Consider the following 19,127-nt stretch of genomic DNA (forward strand, 5'->3'; position numbering starts at 1 on the left):
ATCAACTATTGTTGTGAATTGCAGACAGATGTTTAGGACGGATGCGGCGCAGCGAGATCGGGCGGCTGACCTCAGCAAAGCGAATGAAGGGAGCGGGTTTGCGAACGTGGTCGAACGCGTGGGCGGCGAAGCCGCCCACCCTACGTTTCGGCTCAGGCAGGCGAACCGGTTCGCCGGGGGGTCACCCGCGCAAACGCGCCAGCACGCCTTCGAGCACGTCGAGGTTCTGGAAGTCGATGATCATCTGCCCCTTCCCCTTCGGTCCCATCTTGAACACGACCGGCGTCGCCAGGCGGTCCGACAGCTCTTCTTCCAGGCGCACGATATCTCCCGACTTTTCCTTCTGGCGCGCCGCCGCGGCCGGGCTGTTCTGCTCCTCGATCGCGCGCGCCACCAGTTTTTCGGTTTCGCGCACCGACAGGCGTTTCGCCACGACCTGGTTCGCCAGCGCGATCTGGCTGGCGCTGTCCACCGACAGCAAGGCGCGGGCATGGCCCATGTCGATGTCGCCGGCCATCAGCATCGTCTGCACCTGCTGGGCCAGGTTCACCAGGCGCAGCAGGTTCGACACCGCGCTGCGCGAGCGGCCGACCGCGCTGGCCGCCTGCTCGTGGGTGAAGTCGAAGTCCGAGATCAGGCGCGCGATGCCCTGCGCCTCCTCCAGCGGGTTCAGGTCTTCGCGCTGCATGTTCTCGATCAGCGCCATGGCGGCGGCCGCCTGGTCGTCGACCTCGCGCACCAGCACCGGGATCTCGTCGAGCCCGGCCAGCTGGGCGGCGCGGAAGCGGCGTTCGCCGGCGATGATCTCGTAGCGGCCGCCGTCGATCGGGCGCACCAGCACCGGCTGCATCACGCCCTGGCTCTTGATCGAGGCCGCCAGCTCGTTGAGTGCGCCCTCGTCCATCCGGGTGCGCGGCTGGTACTTGCCTGCTTGCAATTGAGAAATGGACAAGGCCGAGGGTGCGCCCGCGGGTGCGGGCGCGTCGTCCAGCCCGCCTCCCAGCAATGCATCGAGGCCGCGGCCGAGGCCCTTGAGTTTTTTGGTCGCCATGTGGATAACTCCTGATTACATCGTCTTGATGCGCTCGACCATCTCGGCCCCGAACGCGATGTAGGCCTGCGCCCCTTTCGAGGAAGGGTCGAACGTCACGCCGGGCACGCCGTAGGACGGCGCCTCGGCCAGGCGCACGTTGCGCGGAATGATGGTCTTGAAGACTTTGCCGCCGAAATGCTGCTCGAGCTGCTTGGAGACCTGCTGCGACAGCGTCATGCGCGGATCGAACATCACGCGCAAGAGGCCAATGATCTTCAGATCCGTGTTCAGGTTGGCGTGCACCTTCTTGATCGTGTTGACCAGGTCGGACAAGCCCTCCAGCGCGTAGTACTCGCACTGCATCGGGATGATGACGCCGTGCGCGGCGCACAGGCCGTTCAGGGTCAGCATCGACAATGCCGGCGGGCAGTCGACCAGGATGAAATCGTAGTCGGCGTCCACCTTCGCCAGCGCATGCTTCAGGCGGCGCTCGCGGCTGTCCAGTTCGACCATCTCGACTTCGGCCCCGGCCAGCTCGCGGTTGGCCGGCAGTACGTCGAAGCGCCCTGCTTCCGAGCGCACGCGCGCTGCGCTCACCTCGGCCTCGCCCAGCAGCACCTCGTAGGTCGAGCTTTCCAGCGTCGCCTTGTTGATGCCGGCGCCCATGGTCGCATTGCCCTGCGGGTCGAGGTCGACCAGCAGCACACGCTGCTCGAGCTTGGCCAGGCCCGCGGCCAGGTTGACGCTGGTGGTCGTCTTGCCGACTCCCCCCTTTTGGTTTGCAACGCAAAAAATCTTTGCCATCTATCTCATCCGGACACGACACATCCGACTATACCGTTCATACCCTTTAAACCGTATAAACGGTTTATATGGTTTAAACGGTATAAACCGTTTATATCGTTATGTTTGTTTATTGGTCTCGCTTATCGATTGCGCTCGATGAACACCAGGTGGCGCTCCGCTTCCAGCTTGGGCACCCGCAAGGGCCGCAATTCCTGCACCTTCCATTCCTGGGGCAGCCTTTGCTGCTCCTCGGCCGGCGCCGTGCCTTTCAGGGCAATGAACCTGCCGCCCTCGGCCAGCAGGTGCCCGGACCAGTTGACGAAGTCCGAGAGGTCGGCAAAGGCGCGCGAGGTGATGACCTCGAAAGGCCCCGCCTTCAAATCCTGCACCTTCATCGTGTAGACGGTGACGTTGGCGAGGCCCAGTTCCGCCTTTACCTGGGTCAGGAAGGCGGTTTTCTTGTGCACGGTGTCGATCAGCGATACCTGCATGTCGGGCCGGGCAATGGCCAGCACCAGGCCTGGCAGGCCGCCCCCTGCCCCGACGTCGAGCACGCTTTTCACGCCCTCGAACGCCGCCACCGCGGCCAGCGAATCGAGCAGGTGATGGGTCACCATCTGCATCGGGTCGCGCAGCGAGGTCAGGTTGTAGACGCCGTTCCACTTGGCCATCAGCGCCAGGTAGTCCATCAATTGCTCGCGCTGCGCGGCCCACAGGGGCAGATCGAGTGCGTCGATGCCGTCGTTCAGCACCTGCATCAGTTTTTCGCGGTCAAAACCCCTCATTGCGCGGCCTCCGCGTCCGCTGCCGGCGCCGACGTAAAGCCCTTGGCGCCGCGCTTTTTCAGGTGCACCAGCAGCAGGGAAATCGCCGCCGGGGTCACGCCCGAGATGCGCGAAGCCTGGCCGAGCGTCTCCGGACGCTGTTTATCGAGCTTCTGGCGCACCTCGATCGACAGCGCCGCGATCTCCAGGTAATCCAGGTTTTCCGGCAGTTTCAGGTTCTCGTAGTGGTCGTGACGCTCGACCTCGCGCGCCTGGCGGTCGATGTAACCCGCGTATTTCAGCTGGATTTCGACTTGCTCCTTGACCGCCGGGTCCTCGACGCCGGGGCCGCCCAGGGGCTGCCCTTCGACGCCGATCATCGTCACCAGGGTGTCGTACTCGACGTTTGGCCTGCGCAGCAGGTCGGCCAGGTTGTATTCGCGTTCGATCGCCTGCCCGACCACGCGCTCGGATTCGGCGGCCGCCAGGATGCGCGGGTTGACCCAGGTCGAGCGCAGGCGCTCCAGCTCGCGCGCCACGGCTTCGCGCTTCTGTTCAAACGCTTGCCATTGGGCGTCGCCGACCACGCCCAGCTTGCGGCCGATCTCGGTCAGGCGCATGTCGGCGTTGTCTTCGCGCAGCGACAGGCGGTACTCGGCGCGGCTCGTGAACATGCGATAAGGCTCGGCCACGCCCTGGGTGGTCAAGTCGTCGACCAGCACGCCGAGATAGGCTTCGGAACGCCCCGGGGTCCAGGCATCGATCCCCTTGGTTTGCAGCGCAGCGTTCAGGCCTGCCAGCAAGCCCTGGGCCGCCGCTTCCTCGTAGCCGGTCGTGCCGTTGATCTGGCCGGCGAAGAACAGGCCGCGAATCGCCTTGGTTTCGAGCGAGGATTTCAGGCCGCGCGGGTCGAAATAATCGTATTCGATGGCGTAGCCGGGGCGCAGGATGAAGGCGTTTTCCATGCCCTTCATCGAGCGCACCAGGGCCAATTGCACGTCGAACGGCAGGCTGGTCGAGATCCCGTTCGGGTAGAACTCGTTGGTCGTCAGGCCTTCCGGCTCGAGGAAGATCTGGTGCGATTCCTTCGACGAGAAGCGGTGGATCTTGTCCTCGATCGACGGGCAATAACGGGGGCCGACGCCCTCGATGACGCCGGTGTACATCGGGCTGCGGTCGAGGCCGCTGCGGATGATGTCGTGGGTCTGCGCATTCGTGTGCGTGACCCAGCACGGCACCTGGCGCGGGTGCATGCTGGCCTTGCCCATGTAGGAAAACACGGGAACCGGATCGAGGTCGCCGGGCTGCTCGGTCAACACCGAGAAGTCGATGCTGCGGCCGTCGATGCGCGGCGGCGTGCCGGTTTTCAGGCGGCCCTGCGGCAGCTTCAGCTCTTTCAGGCGGGCGGACAGCGACAGTGCGGCCGGATCGCCGGCGCGGCCGGCGGTATAGTTTTGCAGGCCGACGTGGATCTTACCGTCCAGGAAAGTGCCTGCCGTCAGCACGACGGCACGGGCGCGGAACTGCAGGCCGATCTGGGTGACGGCGCCGACCACGCGGTCGCCCTCCACCATCAGGTCGTCGACAGCCTGCTGGAACAGCCACAGGTTCGGCTGGTTTTCCAGGCGCGAGCGGATCGCCGCCTTGTAGAGGATGCGGTCGGCCTGGGCGCGGGTGGCGCGCACGGCCGGCCCCTTGGACGAGTTCAGGATGCGGAACTGGATGCCCGATTCGTCAGTGGCAATTGCCATCGCGCCGCCAAGGGCGTCGACTTCCTTGACCAGGTGGCCCTTGCCGATGCCACCGATGGAGGGGTTGCACGACATCTGGCCCAGGGTTTCGATGTTGTGCGTCAGGAGCAGCGTCTTCTGCCCCGTGCGTGCGGACGCGAGTGCCGCCTCGGTGCCGGCATGGCCGCCGCCGACGACGATCACGTCGAATTCAGTAGGAAATAGCATGATGGAAGTGTGGAGCGAGGAGACTAATTCTCGATTATAGAAGCATTTATCGGCGTGGACTCGGCTCGGACCGAAAACGCGACGGTTTTTGTTTCACGTGGAACACAGCTTCGAAAGGCAATGATCGCTGTTTCACGTGAAACAATGGGCTGCTTCAGGATGCGCAGGCGCAAAAAAAGCCGGGCGAACCCGGCTTTTGTTCCACGTGAAACAAGTGACTCAACTTGCCCAGCGCACGATGGCATCGAAGCCGGTCTTGACGATCAGGACCGAAACCACGACCAGGAACAACTTGCGCACGAAGGCACTGCCGTGTTTGATGGCGAGGCGGGTACCGACCAGGGACCCGGCGATCTGGCAACCTGCCATCAGCAGGCCCAGCTGCCAAAGCAGGTGGCCGCTGTAGCCGAACCACATCAACGCCGACAGGTTGCAGGCGACGTTCACGATCTTCGCCGCCGCCGAGGCGCTGAGGAAATCGAAGCCGAAGAAGCGGACGTAGAGGAAGATCAGGAAGCTACCCGTGCCTGGACCGAAGAAGCCGTCATAGAAACCGATGGCCGCGCCCATGCCGATCGCCCACCAGCGCTCCGCCGAGCCACTGTGGACCGGCGCGTGCACCGACCCCAGGTCCTTCTTGCGGAAGGTATAGATGGCGACCGCCAGCAGGATCAGCGGCAGCAGGCTGCGCACGAAGTCGCCCGGTATCCGGGTCACGGTCCAGGCGCCGACAAAGGACAGGGCAAAGGCCGCCAGCGCCGCCGGCGCCGCCGCACTCCAGGCGACGCGCACCCGGCGACTATAGTTCACCGCGGCCGCGCCGGTGCCGAAGATACTCGCCAGTTTATTCGTGCCGAGCAGGGTCGCCGGCACTTCCTTCGGCAAGACGGAAAAGATCGCGGGAACCTGGATCAGTCCGCCGCCGCCCACCACAGCGTCCACCAGCCCGGCGAGGAAGGCTGCGCCGCCGAGCCATACGAAGTCAATCATCACCTGCTTTCGATACGTTGAAGAGACGAAATTGTACGCAGGTTCGGACCACGGCGCAGCCGTCGACTTCTGCGCAGCTTATCCATTCTGGTGTAATCTTGATCGATCCAAACGCACGGGAAACACCATGACCGCCTTTGCCTTCAGCACCGTCGCCCACATCGTTTCCGAACCCGGCGCCGCCAGCCGCCTCGGCGAGATCGTCCGCGAACGCTTCCCCTCCTCCCGCCGCGCGCTGGTCGTCACCGACGCCGGCTTCCTGCGTACCGGGCTGGCCGAGATGCCCTGCCTCGACCTGAAGCGCCAGGGTTTCACGGTCAGCGTCTTTTCAGGCGTGGTCGCCGACCCGCCGGAAGACGTGGTGATGGCGGCGGTGCACTTCGCGCGCGCGAACGACGCGGATCTGGTAATCGGCCTGGGCGGCGGCAGCTCGATGGACGTGGCCAAGCTGGTCGCGGTGCTGGCGGCGAGCGAACAGCCGCTGGCCGCGATCTACGGCATCGGTAAGGTAGAGGGCAGCCGCCTGCCGCTGGTGCAGGTGCCGACCACGGCCGGCACCGGATCCGAGGTGACGAACATCGCGATCGTCACCACCGGCGCCACCACCAAGATGGGCGTGGTCTCTCCCCAGCTCTACGCCGACCTGGCCGTGCTGGACGCGGCGCTGACCCTGGGCCTGCCGCCGATGGTCACCGCCGCCACCGGCATCGACGCCATGGTCCACGCGATCGAGGCCTACACCAGCCGTCACAAGAAGAACCCGCTGTCGGACACGCTGGCGCGCCAGGCGCTGGAGCTGCTGTCGCGCAACCTGATCGCTGCCTGCGAAAACGGCAGCCGGCTCGAGGTGCGCCAGGCCATGCTGCTGGGCGCCTGCCTGGCCGGCCAGGCCTTCTCGAACGCGCCGGTCGCCGCGGTGCACGCGCTGGCCTACCCGGTCGGCGGCATTTTCCACGTCGCGCACGGCCTGTCGAATTCCCTGGTGCTGCCGCACGTGCTGCGTTTCAATGCGCCGGCGGCGGCGCCGCTCTACGCCGAGCTGGCGGCGATTGCCGTCCCCCACGCCAGCGGCAGCGCCGAAGCGCGCACCGAAGCGCTGATCGCGGCCATGCAGCAGACCGCCCGCATGACGGGAATCCAGACTACGCTGCAGCAGGTCGGCATCACGGACAACGACCTGGACCGGCTGGCGGACGACGCCATGCTCCAGACCCGCCTGCTCGGGAACAATCCGCGGGAAATGACGCGAGAAGATGCGCGCGCCATCTACGCCGCGGCGCTGTAGAGATTCAGAAGGAACTTAGCCCGGCCGGGCCGCTGCAGTGTCGGCCCGGGACAGGCCCCCGAAAAAATCGAGCAGCAGCGCATTGACCTGGTCGGCCGCGGTCAGTTGCAGCCAGTGGTCGGCGCCCTCGATGCGCTCGTAGCGGAAGGTCTCGGCCACGTACTTTGACGAGTCGCGCATCTGCTCTTGCGTGAGCGCGACGTCGCGGCTGCTCCAGATGCCCATCACCGGTACCTTAACGGGCTCGGTCTCGGCGCCAAGCTTGAAGCCATGCGGCACGTTCGCGCGGTAATAATTCAGGGCCGCGGTCATGCGGCCGGGCTCGCGCAGGTCGCGGCGCCAGTGCGACAATTGCGTCGGATCGGAAGTGAAATGGCGCATGGCGAAGAAGTCGGCGGCCGTCAGCGATGTCTCGGCCAGCAGCGGCGCCATAAACCACAGCATGTAACTGCTGCGCAGGCGCTGCATGATGCCGGCGCGCGCGAACGCCGCCGGATGGCCGACCGACAACGCCACATACTGCGCGACGCGCTGCGGCGCGCGCATGCACAGCAGCCAGCCGATCAGCGCTCCCCAGTCGTGGCCGACGACGCGCGCTTGCTGAATCCCCATGACGTCGAGCAGCGCCAGCATGTCGGCCACCAGGTGCTCGCTGCGGTAGGCCGCCACGGCCTCGGGCGCATCGGTCTGGCCGTAGCCGCGCAGGTCGGGCGCGATCACGCGATAGCCGGCGCGCACCAGCGGACCGACCTGCTTGCGCCAGACGACGTGGGTGTCGGGAAAGCCGTGCAGCAGCAAGACGGGCGGCCCCTCCCCCGCGCTCATCACGTGCATGCGCAAACCATTCACGCTCAACGTCGCCGATGCATCTTTCACGCGGCCTCCCGCTCCTTGTTCACGGCCATTCTAGCGCCAGCGTCGGGCCTGGCGCGCGCGCGACGCTCGAGCAGGGCGCCGATCTCGCCGACGATGCCGCGGCGGAACAGCAGCACGCAGACGATGAAGATCAGGCCGGTCACCATGCCCACCGATTCGCCCAGCGTCGAGAACCAACCGATGCCGGTGGTCTCGCTCAGCCATAGCCCCAGGTCGCCCAGCTTGTTTTCCAGCGCGACGATGACGAAGGCGCCGATGATCGGACCGGCCATCGTGCCCATGCCGCCGACCAGGGTCATCAGGACCACCAGGCCCGACATGGTCCAGTGGACGTCGGTCAGGGTCTCGAAGCCGAGCACCAGGGTCTTGGTGGCGCCGGCCAGGCCGGTCAATGCGGCCGACAGCACGAAGGCGAGCAGCTTGTAGCGGTCGGCGTCGTAGCCCAGCGAAATGGCGCGCGGCTCGTTTTCCTTGATCGCCTTCAGCACCTGGCCGAAGGGCGAGTGCACGATGCGCACGATCAAAGCGAAGCCCAGCACGGCGATGGCCAGTATCACGTAGTACAGGGTCAGGTCGTTGCCGAGGTCGATGAGGCCGAACAGGCGCCCGCGCGGCACGCCCTGCAGGCCGTCCTCGCCGTGGGTGTACGGGCTGCGCAGCGCGGCGAAATACACCATCTGCGCCAGGGCCAGGGTGATCATCGAAAAATAGATGCCCTGGCGGCGGATCGCCAGCGCGCCGACGACCAGCCCGAGCACGGCGCTGGCCGCCACGCCGGCCAGGATGCCCAGCTCGGTCGGCAAGCCGACCACGGTCAGCAGGTGGCCGGTGACGTAGCCCGCGCTGCCGAAAAAGGCGGCGTGACCGAACGACAGCAGGCCGGTGAAACCGATCAAGAGGTTGAAGGCGCAGGCGAACAGGGCGAAGCACAGCAGCTTCATCAGGAACACCGGATAGCCGAAGAAAGGCGCGGCCAGCGCCAGGGCGAGAGCGATGCCGTAACCGATTTTCTTGTTCATGCTTACTTCTCCTTCCCGAACAGGCCGGCCGGGCGCAGCAGCAGCACGATGACCATGACCACGAACACGACGACTTCCGAGCCTTCCGGATAAAACACGCGGGTCAATCCCTCGATCACGCCCAGCATCAGGCCGGTGACGATGGAGCCGAGGATCGAACCCATGCCGCCGATCACGACCACGGCGAAGACGACGATGATCAGGTTCGAGCCCATCAGCGGCGTGACGTTGATCACCGGCGCCGCCAGCACGCCGGCCAGGCCGGCCAGCGCGACGCCGAAGCCATAGGTCAGCGTGACCATGCGCGGCACGTTGATGCCGAAGGCCTCGACCAGTTTCGGGTTCTCGGTGCCGGCGCGCAGGTAGGCCCCCAGGCGGGTCTTTTCGATCACGAACCAGGTGCCGAGGCAGACCGTGAGCGAGGCGGCGACGACCCAGGCGCGGTAGTTCGGCAGGATCATGAAGCCGAGGTCGGTGGCGCCGGCCAGCTGCTCGGGCACGTCCAGGGTCTGGCCCGAGACGCCGAAGAAGGAGCGGAACACGCCTTCCAGCAACAGCGTGATGCCGAAGGTCAGCAGCAGGCCATATAGATGATCGAGTTTATAGAGCCAGCGCAGCATGGTTTTTTCCACCGCGATGCCGAAGGCGCCGACCACCAGCGGCGCGAGCACCAGCATCATCCAGTAGTTCAGTTCATAGGTGCTGACGCCGATGAAGGCGATGAAGGCGCCCATCATGTACAGGGCGCCATGCGAGAAATTGATGACGTTCAAGAGGCCGAAGATGACGGCCAGGCCCAGCGAGAGCATCGCGTAGAAGGAACCGTTGACCAGGCCCAGCAGGAGCTGGCTCATCAGGGCTTGCAGGGGGACTCCGAAGATTTCCATAGGCACCAGGGGTTATGTCGGGAGGCGGTGATGCGGGCGCCGGCGAAACGGGCGTAGGGTTTGGCGCCGCGATAATGCGAATGTTCGTTGAACGCGTGGACGGGACACCCGTCCACCCTACGTCCCTCCGCTATACCCGTAGGGTGGACGGCTCCGCCGTCCACGCGTTCAACTCATGCCTGTGTCAAACGCGGCATGCATGCGAAACGCGAATAATCACTTCCACGCCGCGCACTTGGTCTCGGCCTTGGTCGTGTACGCCTGCTCGCCCGGAATCGTGGCGACGACCTTGTAGTAGTCCCACGGGCCCTTCGATTCCTTCGGCGTTTTCACCTGCATCAGGTACATGTCGTAGACCATGCGGCCGTCCGGACGGATCACGCCGTTCTTGGCGAACATGTCGTTGATCTTGGTCGCCTTCAGGTGTTCCATGATCTTGGTCGAGTCGTCGGTGCCGGTAGCCTTGACCGCGTTCAGGTAGTTCATGGTCGCCGAGTAATCGGCCGCCTGCAGCATCGATGGCTGCTTCTTCATCTTGGCGAAGTAGCGCTTCGCCCAGGCGTGGGTGTCGGCGTTCTGGTCCCAGTACCAGCCGTCGGTCAGGTACATGCCTTGCGTGGTGTTCAGGCCGAGGGTGTGGACGTCGTTGATGAACACCAGCAGGCCGGCGATCTTCATCTTCTTGGTCAGGCCGAACTCGTTGGCGGCCTTGATCGCGTTGATGGTGTCGCCGCCGGCGTTGGCCAGGCCCAGCACCTGCGCTTTCGAGGACTGCGCCTGCAGCAGGAAGGACGAGAAGTCCGAGGCCGACAGCGGGTGCTTGACGCTGCCCAGCACGGTGCCGCCGTTCTTCTTGATGACTTCCGAGGTGTCCTTCTCCAGCGACTGGCCGAAGGCATAGTCGGCGGTCAGGAAATACCAGCTCTTGCCGCCCTGCTTCAACACCGCGGAGCCGGTGCCGCGCGCCAGCGCCACGGTGTCGTAGGCGTAGTGCACGGTGTAGGGCGAGCACTGCTCGTTGGTCAGCTGCGCGGTGCCGGCGCCGATCGAGATGAAGACTTTCTTCTTCTCGGCCGCGACCTTGGCCATGGCCAGGCTGGCGCCCGAGTTGGTGCCGCCGATCAGCATGTCGACGCCCTGCTGGTCGAACCATTCGCGCGCCTTCGAGGCGGCGATGTCCGGCTTGTTCTGGTGGTCGGCAACCATGAACTGGATCTTCTTGCCGGCAACAGCGCCGCCCAGGTCGGCGATGGCCATGCGCACGGCTTCGGCGCCGCCGTTGCCGTCGACGTCGGAATAGACGCCGGACAGGTCGGTGATCATGCCGATCTTGATGGTGTCGTCGCTGATCTGGGCGGATGCCGGGAGGGCGAAGCCGGCAAAGGCGGCGGCGGTGGCGAGGGCGAGGGTCGTGCGTTTCATCTTGTCTCCGTTGTTGTATGTGAAGCGTGAAAAAACGTCTGCTGCAGAAAGCCTCTGCTTACACTCCCAGCAGCTCGGTCAGCACCGGCATGCGTGCGTCGAGATCGGCGGCGCCGATGGTTTCGACGATCTGGCCGTGCTCGACCACGTGAAACCGGTCCGCCAGCGGCGCGGCGAAGCGGAAGTTCTGTTCGACCATGACGATCGTGTAGCCCTTGCCCTTGAGCGTGGTGATCATGCGCGCCAGGCTTTGCACGATGACCGGCGCCAGGCCTTCCGAGATTTCGTCGAGCAGCAGCAGGCGCGCGCCGGTGCGCAGGATGCGCGCCACCGCCAGCATCTGCTGCTCGCCGCCGGACAGGCGCGTGCCCTGGCTGTGGCGGCGCTCGTACAGGTTGGGAAACATCTCGTAGATCTCGTCGAGCGACATCGCGCTGCCGGCCTTCGGCAGCACCGGCGGCAGCAGCAGGTTCTCTTCGGTCGACAGCGAGGAAAAGATGCCCCGCTCTTCCGGGCAGTAGCCGACGCCGAGGTGGGCGATGCGGTGCGTGGGCAGCGCGATCGATTCGACGCCGTTGACCTTGATGGAGCCGGTGCGGCGCCCGGTCAGGCCCATGACGGCGCGCAGCGTGGTGGTGCGGCCGGCGCCGTTGCGGCCCAGCAGGGTGACGACTTCGCCTTGGGCCACCGTGAAGCCGATGTCGTGCAGGATGTGCGATTCGCCGTACCAGGCCTGCAGGTTGCGGATCTCGAGTGCGGCGGGGGTAGCGCCTGGGCTCATGCGTGGGCTCCTTCCAGTTCGCCGTCGGCGCTGCCCATGTAGGCCTGCATCACCTGCGGATTCTTCGATACCTCGGCGTAGGTCCCTTCTGCCAGCATGGCGCCGCGCTGCAGCACCGAGATGCGGTCGCAGATGCCGGAGACGACGTTCATGTTGTGCTCGACCATCAGGATCGTACGGCCCTGGGACACCTTCTTGATCAGGGCCGTCACGCGGTGCACGTCCTCGTGGCCCATGCCCTGGGTCGGCTCGTCGAGCAGCATCAGTTCCGGCTCCATCGCCAGCGTGGTGGCGATCTCGAGCGCGCGCTTGCGGCCATACGGCAGGTCGGCGGTGATGGTGTCGGCGAAGCCCTCCAGGTCGACCTCGGCCAGCAGCGCCATGGCGCGCTCGTTCAGCTGGTCGAGGGAACGTTCGCTGCGCCAGAAATGAAAGCTGGTGCCGAGCCCGCGCTGCAGGCCGATGCGCACGTTCTGCAGCACGCTCAGGTGCGGGAAGACGGCGGAAATCTGGAAGGAACGGATGATGCCCATGCGCGCGATCTGCGCCGGTTTCGCCTGCGTGATGTCGCGGCCATTGAACAGGATCTGGCCGGACGAGGGAACGAGGAATTTGGTGAGCAGGTTGAAGCAGGTGGTCTTGCCCGCCCCGTTGGGGCCGATCAGCGCATGGATGTGACCGCGCTGCACCCGCAGGTCGACGCCGCTGACGGCAGTGAAACCCTTGAACTCCTTGGTGAGGCGCTTTGTTTCAAGAATGACTTCTGCCATTGTGTCTCCGGAACGTTTAACACGTACTGCTCGAGAACCGATGCCCTATCTGCGTAGAGTCTTAACAGATATTACACACAACAGTTATGGTCCACAATACAACGCAAGCCCTGTGCACGGGTGCACACGTGGGTAGATTTGCCCACTCATTGTGCATGAATGCACGAGCTATCACGGCGTTTCGCCCTGCGGACCGTAGGGTGGGCACGGCGTGCCCACCCTACGAAAACATCAGCGCCCTGCGATCATCTGCGCCGCCTTCTCCGCGATCATCAAGGTCGGCGAATTCGTATTCCCGGATGTAATGAAGGGCATGATCGACGCATCGACCACGCGCAGGCGTGCGACGCCGATGACGCGCAATTGGCTGTCGACCACCGCCAGCGGATCATTTCTCTTGCCCATGCGGCAGGTGCCGACCGGATGAAAAATCGTGGTGCCGATCAGGCCCGCCGCTTCGGCCAGTTCTTCCTCGGTCTGGTACAGGGGGCCGGGCTTGAATTCCTGCGGCTGGTATTTCGCCAGCGCGGGCGCGGCCACGATGCGGCGCGTCAGCGCCAGCGCCGCCGCGGCCGTGCGCCGGTCCTCCTCGGTGCTCAGGTAGTTCGGCGTGATCTTCGGCGGCGCATAGCTGTCGTGCGAAGCGATGCGCACATGGCCGCGCGCGGTCGGGCGCAGGTTGCACACGCTCGCCGTGAATGCCGGGAAACCGTGCAGCGGGTCGCCGAACTTCTCCAGCGACAGCGGCTGCACGTGGTATTGCAGGTTCGGCGTTGCCTCGTGCGGGCCCGAGCGCGCGAACACGCCCAGCTGCGAAGGCGCCATCGACATCGGCCCGCTCTGGAACAGCGCGTACTCGAGGCCGATCTTCATCTTGCCGAACCAGTTCGCGGCCGTCTCGTTCAGGGTTTTTACGCCGCTGACCTTGTAGACCATGCGCAGTTGCAGGTGGTCCTGCAGGTTTTCGCCGACGCCGGGCGCATCGACCAGCGGCGCGATGCCGTGGCGCTGCAGGCTTGCTGCCGGCCCGATGCCGGACAATTGCAGGATGTGAGGCGAGCCGATCGCGCCCGCCGCCAGCAGGGTTTCGCGCTGGGCGGTCGCCGTGAACATGCGCCCGCCGCCGCTGAACTGCACGCCGCGGCAGACTTTACCGTTCCCGCTCTCCTCGACCAGCAAGCGTTCCACGTGGCAACCCGTCATGATGGTCAGATTCGGGCGCTGCGCCGCCGGCTTCAGGAACGCTTTCGCCGTATTCAGGCGGATGCCGCGCCGCTGGTTGACCTCGAAGTAGGAGGAACCGGCGTTGTCGCCGGTGTTGAAATCGTCGACCTTCGCGATGCCGACTTCGGCGGCGGCGTCGCGGAAGGCGTCCAGGATCTGCCAGGACAATCTCTGCTTTTCCACGCGCCATTCGCCGCCGGCGCCATGCAGTTCGCTGGCGCCGCGATAATGGTCTTCGCTCTGTTTGAATAGCGGCAGCACCTGCTCCCAGCGCCAGGAATCGTCGCCGCAGGCCTCGGCCCAGCGGTCATAGTCTCCCTTCTGCCCGCGCATGTAGATCATGCCGTTGATCGAGGAGCTGCCGCCCAGCACTTTCCCGCGCGGATAGATCAGGGCGCGGCCGCCCAGGCCCGGGTCGGGTTCGGTGTTGAACAGCCAGTCGGTGCGCGGATTGCCGATGCAGTGCAGGTAGCCGACCGGGATGTGGATCCACAAATAGTCGTCGCGCGCGCCCGCTTCGATGAGAAGGACGTTGACGTCCTTGTCGCGGGTCAGGCGATTGGCCAGCACGCAGCCGGAAGTGCCGGCCCCAACGATGATGTAGTCGTATTCTCCAGCCGATTCCACGCGGGCGCTCCCTTCAGGACTGCAATTCGGATACCAGCAATTCGACCAGGCGCGCGGCCGGCATCGGCCGCGCCCGCGCCACATTGGCGCCGGCCCAGAGCGACATCAGTTCGGTGTCGCCCGCCTTGGCCGCGGCGGCGCGGATGCTGCCGGTCAGCGCGTTCTGGATCGGGTAAGGCGGCACCTGCGCTTCGCTTGCCGCCATCTGGCGCATGAAGCGGTTCTCGATGCCGCGCGCGTAGCGTCCGGAAAAGCTGCGCGTCAGGCGGGTCGGCTGCCCTTGCGCGTCGATCAGGCGCTGCTTGTAGGCCGGATGGATACCCGACTCCTCGGTGACGAGGAAGGCCGTGCCGATCTGCACCGCCTTCGCGCCCAGGGCCAGCGCGTCCTTGATGTCGGCGCCGTTCATGATGCCGCCGGCAGCGATCACGGGAATCGAGACGGCCTGCACCACCGCCGGCCACAGGCCGCGCGCCGTCAGGGCGGCGTCTTCCTGGCGTCCGATGAAGGTGCCGCGGTGGCCGCCGGCCTCGATGCCGGACGCAATGACGGCGTCCGCGCCGATGGCTTGCCAGGCCAGCGCCTCCTCCACCGTGGTGACGGTGCCGATCGCCAGGATGCCGGCCGCGTGCAGGCGCTCGACCTGGACCGCGTCGAGAATGCCGAACGTAAAACTGGCGGCGGCCGGGCGCAGCTCCAGCAGGGTTTCGAATTGGGCATCGAAATCCTCGCACCAGGCTGTCGGTTGCGGCAACTCGGTCCAGCCCAGGCTTTCCCAGACCGGGCGCAGCAACTCCACGCCGCGCGCGACTTCCTCGGCCGTCGGCGCCGGGGTTTTCTGGACGAAGAAATTGAGGAGGAAGGGCCGCCCGGTCAGGCTGCGGATGCGCTCGACCTGGGTACGGATGGCGCCTGGGGCGAGCAGCGAGCCGGCAAAGGCGCCGACGGCGCCGGCATTCGACACGGCGGCGACCAGCTCCGGCGTCGTCGCGCCGCCCGCCATCGGTCCCTGAACGATGGGCAGCTTGAACAGCGAATCGAAGTCCATCCGACATTCCTCCGCAAAACGATTCAATTTGGCAAAACTTACCAGGCCGTCATGTCGGTGGCGAACATCGTCGACGGGCCGGTTCGGCGTAGGGTGGGTTCTCGAACCCACGCTGTCGACCATTCACGTATCGAAACGCATCCCGACAGGCCGCACACATCGCACTCGGCGTCGCACTTCCGCTGAACAAACGGTGAGTTCGCGTGGGCTTAAGAGCCCACCCTACGAAAACCCCGTCGAGCCTGCGCCACGGCCCCGCTCCACCCAGCGGTCCCGCGATCACACGGCGCGCACAGCCACGCCGAAGCCCGTTCGTGGCTCCCGTTTCAGTTCACAACAGCAAGCTTACCAGATCGTAAACGATACGCCAGACCCCCTCTTGTGGATAAGCTTCTTGATATCCACAGGAACGGTTTGTGAAGAAACGCGGCTTTTTCAACAGCCCGAATTGTTGTCCAGATTTGCCACCAGGAACATACAGCGGCAAACCACCGGCTTATACCGCCCGTAAACCGCTGATTTCTCGTCCGTTTACCGGCTTATCCACAGAAAACGGCAGTTGTTAACACTACTACTATCGTTGTATACAGATTTTGGTTGTAAACCTGACGAGCCTCGCGCTGTGCGCTCGGCAAATTTTTTTTTTCGTGGGGACTCGACTGTTGGCGCAAAGCCGCAATCGTCGCTTCACGCATCCCTGCCTTGTCTTCCGGCGCTTATCGACCGGCGCCTGTCCCCTGCTCGCCAACCAAAACGCGTACACCAACGCCGCAGATGGCCTGGCAACTGTGGACAAGCCCATGTATATCCACAGGAACGAATGTGCAGAACGGCCGACTTTTATTTGACCGAAAAATTTGTACAAAATCCGTGCAAGCCAGACGCAAGGTTTGTTCAGCACTTCAGAAACCACGTAAACCCTTGACGCTGTGGAGTAAACCGACTTTATCCACAGTTCTGCGGCCGTTTACTACTACTACCAGCTTTATATTTATCTCTATGTATTAAAAAGAGAAGTGCCGCGGGCCGTGGACAAGGTCGCGCTCGCTCCGCAGGCCAGGGCGACAGCTGTCGTCTGGTCGACCAAAAAGCGGTTTGGCAGGAAGTCGCGATGCTGCGAACGTTGCCGACGATGGCAGCGAAACGGTCTGCCGGCGTTTTGCTTGCGAACTTGGATTGCTTTGAGAGAAACATGTCGAGTCCGGATGACTTGAAAACCAAGTTCGTCCAGGTTGCCGGCAACAGGCGTAGGGTGGACGGCTGCACCCTGGCGTAAAAGTCCACGCAGCAGTTGCGCCGCCCACGCGTTCAAGCGACGCCGGATCTGCCCCGCAATGCATGTGGACATTGAACGCGTGGGCGGCGCTCACGCTGCCGACCTGCAAATGTCAGGGATGAGCCGCCCACCCTACGGGTCCATCGCCACGTTTTGCTGGCTCAACTGTGGACAAGCCGCTGCATATCCACAGGATCGGATGTGCAGAAACGCGTTTACTGAAGACAAGCCGTTTTTTCTCCAACATCCATGCAGGCTCGATACAATCCTTGTCCAGCCAGTTCGCGCGCACGTAAACCGCTGATCTTGTGGAGAAATCTCTTCTTATCCACAACAGCATCATCGTTTACTATCACTACCAGCTGTATACATATACGTTTACTACTGTAAACAGCAAAAACACCGCGAACAGCGGGGATACAGCGTCCAACAGCTGCCCAACACCCTGCTGCACAGCGTTTTTCAACCCATCAAACAAGCAAAAATATGCGTCTAGGGATCATCAGCGCGCTGTACGAAGAACAGCAGGGGCTCGTGGAGGCCATGCAGAAGCCCTACAAGCTCATCCATGGTCAGCGCGAGTACTGCCTCGGACAACTCTGGGAAATCGACGCTGTGTGCGTTTTATCGCGTATAGGCAAGGTTGCAGCTGCGTTGACGGCGGCAACGCTTGTGGAGAAGTTCGGAGTTACGCACATCCTGTTTACCGGCGTTGCCGGTGCGGGCGATAAAACGGTGCAAGTCGGCGACATCGTGGTGGCCGAATCGCTGGTCCAGCACGACATGGATGCCAGCCCGCTGTTTCCCCGTTTTGAAGTGCCGCTGACCGGCCTGACCCACTTCCCGGCCGACCATCGCCTGGGCGCACGCCTGATGGATGCGGCCCAGTCTTTCCTGGACAAGGATTTTATCGACGCCATCGATCCGCTCGAGAAAGCGGCCTTCCACTTGTCCCGGCCGCGCATCCACCGCGGCCTGATCGCCAGCGGCGATCAGTTCGTCAACGATCGCGAGCACATCAATGGATTGAATGCGGCGCTGCCCGGCCTGGTGGCGGTGGAAATGGAAGGAGCGGCGGTGGCCCAGGTTTGCCACGAGCTGGGCCTGCCCTGCGCCGTGATCCGGACGATTTCCGACAACGCCAATGAAAACGCGGCCACCGACTTCATGCGTTTCGTGAAGTCGGTGGCCGCGCGCTATGCCTTCCACATCGTCAGGCGCTTTTGCCTGGAAACGGAAGGATCGATCGTTCAGGCCAGCAGCGAAGCGGCCGGCGTGTAGTCGTAGCCCAGGGCGTCGGCCACGGCCTGGTAGGTGACCTTGCCCTGGCAGACGTTCAAGCCCTGGCGCAGGTGGACGTCGTCTTCCAGCGCCTGGCGCCAGCCCTTGCTGGCCAGGGCCACGGCGTGGCCGATGGTGGCGTTGTTCAACGCGAAGGTGGACGTGCGGGCCACCGCCCCCGGCATGTTCGCCACGCAGTAGTGCACCACGCCGTCGACGACGAAGGTCGGGTCGGCGTGCGTGGTCGGGTGCGAGGTCTCGAAACAGCCGCCCTGGTCGATCGCCACGTCGACCACCACCGACCCCTTCTTCATGCGCGCGATCATGCCGCGCGTGACCAGCTTCGGCGCCGCGGCGCCCGGCACCAGCACGCCGCCGATGACGAGGTCGGCGGAGACGACGGCCTCCTCGATCGCATGGGCGTTCGAATACAGGGTGGAAATGCGGTTGCCGTAGACCAGGTCGAGCTGGCGCAGGCGGTCGATGTTTTTATCGAGCACGGTGACGCGCGCGCCGGTGCCGACCGCCATTTGCAGCGCATTGGTGCCGACCACGCCGGCGCCGATGATGACCACGTGGCCCGGCGCCACGCCCGGCACGCCGCCCAGCAGCAAACCCATGCCGCCTTTCGACTTTTCCAGGTGCGCGGCGCCGGCCTGGATCGCCATGCGCCCCGCCACCTCGCTCATCGGCGCGAGCAGCGGCAGGCCGCCGCCCGGGCCGGTGATGGTTTCGTAGGCAATGCAGACCGCGCTCGATGCGACCAGGGCCGAAGTCTGCTCGGGATCCGGCGCCAGGTGCAAATAGGTGTAGAGGATCTGGCCTTCATGCAGCATCGCGCATTCGTTCGGCTGCGGTTCCTTGACCTTCACGATCATGTCGGCGCGTGCGAAGACTTCCTTCGCCGTCTCGACGATGCTGGCGCCGGCGGCCAGGTAGTGATCGTCGGACAGCCCGATCTCGCCGCCGGCGTTCGTCTGGACAATGACCTGGTGCCCCCGTGCGACCAGCTCCTGCACGGAAGGCGGGGTCAGACCGACCCGGTACTCATGGTTTTTGATCTCCTTCGGAACGCCGACTAGCATGATGTCTTCCTCCAG

At 64.5% G+C, this 19,127-nt stretch carries 16 protein-coding genes; 2 read left to right on the top strand and 14 right to left on the bottom strand.

The genetic code is table 11. The annotated features are described in order from the left end of the window. Positions 1–181 precede the first annotated feature (181 nt). The 5 genes from RT688_RS00920 to RT688_RS00940 form a co-directional block, all read right to left on the bottom strand. Entirely contained in the window at positions 182–1,051 is an 870-nt protein-coding gene (locus tag RT688_RS00920; RefSeq protein WP_313702973.1) for a ParB/RepB/Spo0J family partition protein, read from the bottom strand. Positions 1,052–1,066: 15 nt separating this feature from the next. Next, positions 1,067–1,837: a ParA family protein gene (locus tag RT688_RS00925; protein ID WP_313702974.1), complete on the bottom strand. Its 771-nt coding sequence runs from the start codon at positions 1,835–1,837 to the stop codon at positions 1,067–1,069. Positions 1,838–1,959: 122 nt separating this feature from the next. Beyond that, positions 1,960–2,604: a 16S rRNA (guanine(527)-N(7))-methyltransferase RsmG gene (gene rsmG / locus RT688_RS00930; protein ID WP_313702975.1), complete on the bottom strand. Its 645-nt coding sequence runs from the start codon at positions 2,602–2,604 to the stop codon at positions 1,960–1,962. Continuing rightward, positions 2,601–4,541, bottom strand: coding sequence for a tRNA uridine-5-carboxymethylaminomethyl(34) synthesis enzyme MnmG (mnmG, locus tag RT688_RS00935; protein ID WP_313702976.1), 1,941 nt, complete (start codon positions 4,539–4,541; stop codon positions 2,601–2,603). Before mnmG ends, rsmG begins: the two co-directional genes overlap by 4 nt. A gap of 219 nt (positions 4,542–4,760) precedes the next feature. After that, positions 4,761–5,531, bottom strand: a complete 771-nt coding sequence (locus RT688_RS00940; protein WP_313702977.1) for a TSUP family transporter — start codon at positions 5,529–5,531, stop codon at positions 4,761–4,763. A 127-nt stretch (positions 5,532–5,658) separates the two neighbouring features. Here RT688_RS00940 and RT688_RS00945 point away from each other — a divergent pair, with 127 nt between their 5' ends. Next, on the top strand, positions 5,659–6,816 hold the full coding sequence (locus RT688_RS00945; protein ID WP_313702978.1) for an iron-containing alcohol dehydrogenase: 1,158 nt from the start codon (positions 5,659–5,661) through the stop codon (positions 6,814–6,816). 15 nt (positions 6,817–6,831) lie between these two features. Here the strand turns inward: RT688_RS00945 and RT688_RS00950 are convergent, their stop codons facing one another. The 8 genes from RT688_RS00950 to RT688_RS00985 form a co-directional block, all read right to left on the bottom strand. Continuing rightward, complete coding sequence (locus tag RT688_RS00950) at positions 6,832–7,692, bottom strand: alpha/beta fold hydrolase (RefSeq protein WP_313702979.1); 861 nt, start codon at positions 7,690–7,692, stop codon at positions 6,832–6,834. After that, positions 7,689–8,711, bottom strand: coding sequence for a branched-chain amino acid ABC transporter permease (locus RT688_RS00955; RefSeq protein ID WP_313702980.1), 1,023 nt, complete (start codon positions 8,709–8,711; stop codon positions 7,689–7,691). The genes RT688_RS00950 and RT688_RS00955 overlap by 4 nt, the downstream gene beginning before the upstream one ends. 2 nt (positions 8,712–8,713) lie before the next feature. Next, on the bottom strand, positions 8,714–9,598 hold the full coding sequence (locus RT688_RS00960; RefSeq protein ID WP_313702981.1) for a branched-chain amino acid ABC transporter permease: 885 nt from the start codon (positions 9,596–9,598) through the stop codon (positions 8,714–8,716). A 216-nt stretch (positions 9,599–9,814) separates the two neighbouring features. Continuing rightward, entirely contained in the window at positions 9,815–11,020 is a 1,206-nt protein-coding gene (locus RT688_RS00965) for an ABC transporter substrate-binding protein (protein ID WP_313702982.1), read from the bottom strand. Positions 11,021–11,078: 58 nt separating this feature from the next. Next, the gene (locus RT688_RS00970) at positions 11,079–11,801 is read right to left on the bottom strand and encodes an ABC transporter ATP-binding protein (RefSeq protein ID WP_313702983.1); all 723 of its coding nucleotides are present in this window, start codon (positions 11,799–11,801) and stop codon (positions 11,079–11,081) included. Beyond that, positions 11,798–12,571 (bottom strand): ABC transporter ATP-binding protein, encoded by a 774-nt coding sequence (locus RT688_RS00975; RefSeq protein WP_313702984.1) that lies wholly within the window; start codon positions 12,569–12,571, stop codon positions 11,798–11,800. Before RT688_RS00975 ends, RT688_RS00970 begins: the two co-directional genes overlap by 4 nt. Positions 12,572–12,802: 231 nt before the next feature. Then, a complete protein-coding gene (locus RT688_RS00980; protein ID WP_313702985.1) occupies positions 12,803–14,422 on the bottom strand; it encodes a GMC family oxidoreductase N-terminal domain-containing protein in 1,620 nt (539 codons plus the stop codon). A gap of 13 nt (positions 14,423–14,435) precedes the next feature. Further along, complete coding sequence (locus RT688_RS00985; protein ID WP_313702986.1) at positions 14,436–15,470, bottom strand: nitronate monooxygenase; 1,035 nt, start codon at positions 15,468–15,470, stop codon at positions 14,436–14,438. 1,762 nt (positions 15,471–17,232) lie between these two features. Here RT688_RS00985 and RT688_RS00990 point away from each other — a divergent pair. Beyond that, positions 17,233–18,027 carry a 5'-methylthioadenosine/adenosylhomocysteine nucleosidase gene (locus RT688_RS00990; RefSeq protein ID WP_313702987.1) on the top strand — a complete coding sequence of 265 codons (795 nt, stop codon included), beginning with the start codon at positions 17,233–17,235 and terminating at the stop codon, positions 18,025–18,027. Here the strand turns inward: RT688_RS00990 and ald are convergent. Further along, positions 17,997–19,112 carry an alanine dehydrogenase gene (gene ald, locus RT688_RS00995; RefSeq protein WP_313702988.1) on the bottom strand — a complete coding sequence of 372 codons (1,116 nt, stop codon included), beginning with the start codon at positions 19,110–19,112 and terminating at the stop codon, positions 17,997–17,999. The two genes, RT688_RS00990 and ald, sit on opposite strands and share 31 nt — an antisense overlap. Between the last annotated feature and the right edge of the window lie 15 nt (positions 19,113–19,127).

Source organism: Massilia sp. (assembly GCF_032106685.1).
GTDB lineage: Bacteria > Pseudomonadota > Gammaproteobacteria > Burkholderiales > Burkholderiaceae_D > Telluria.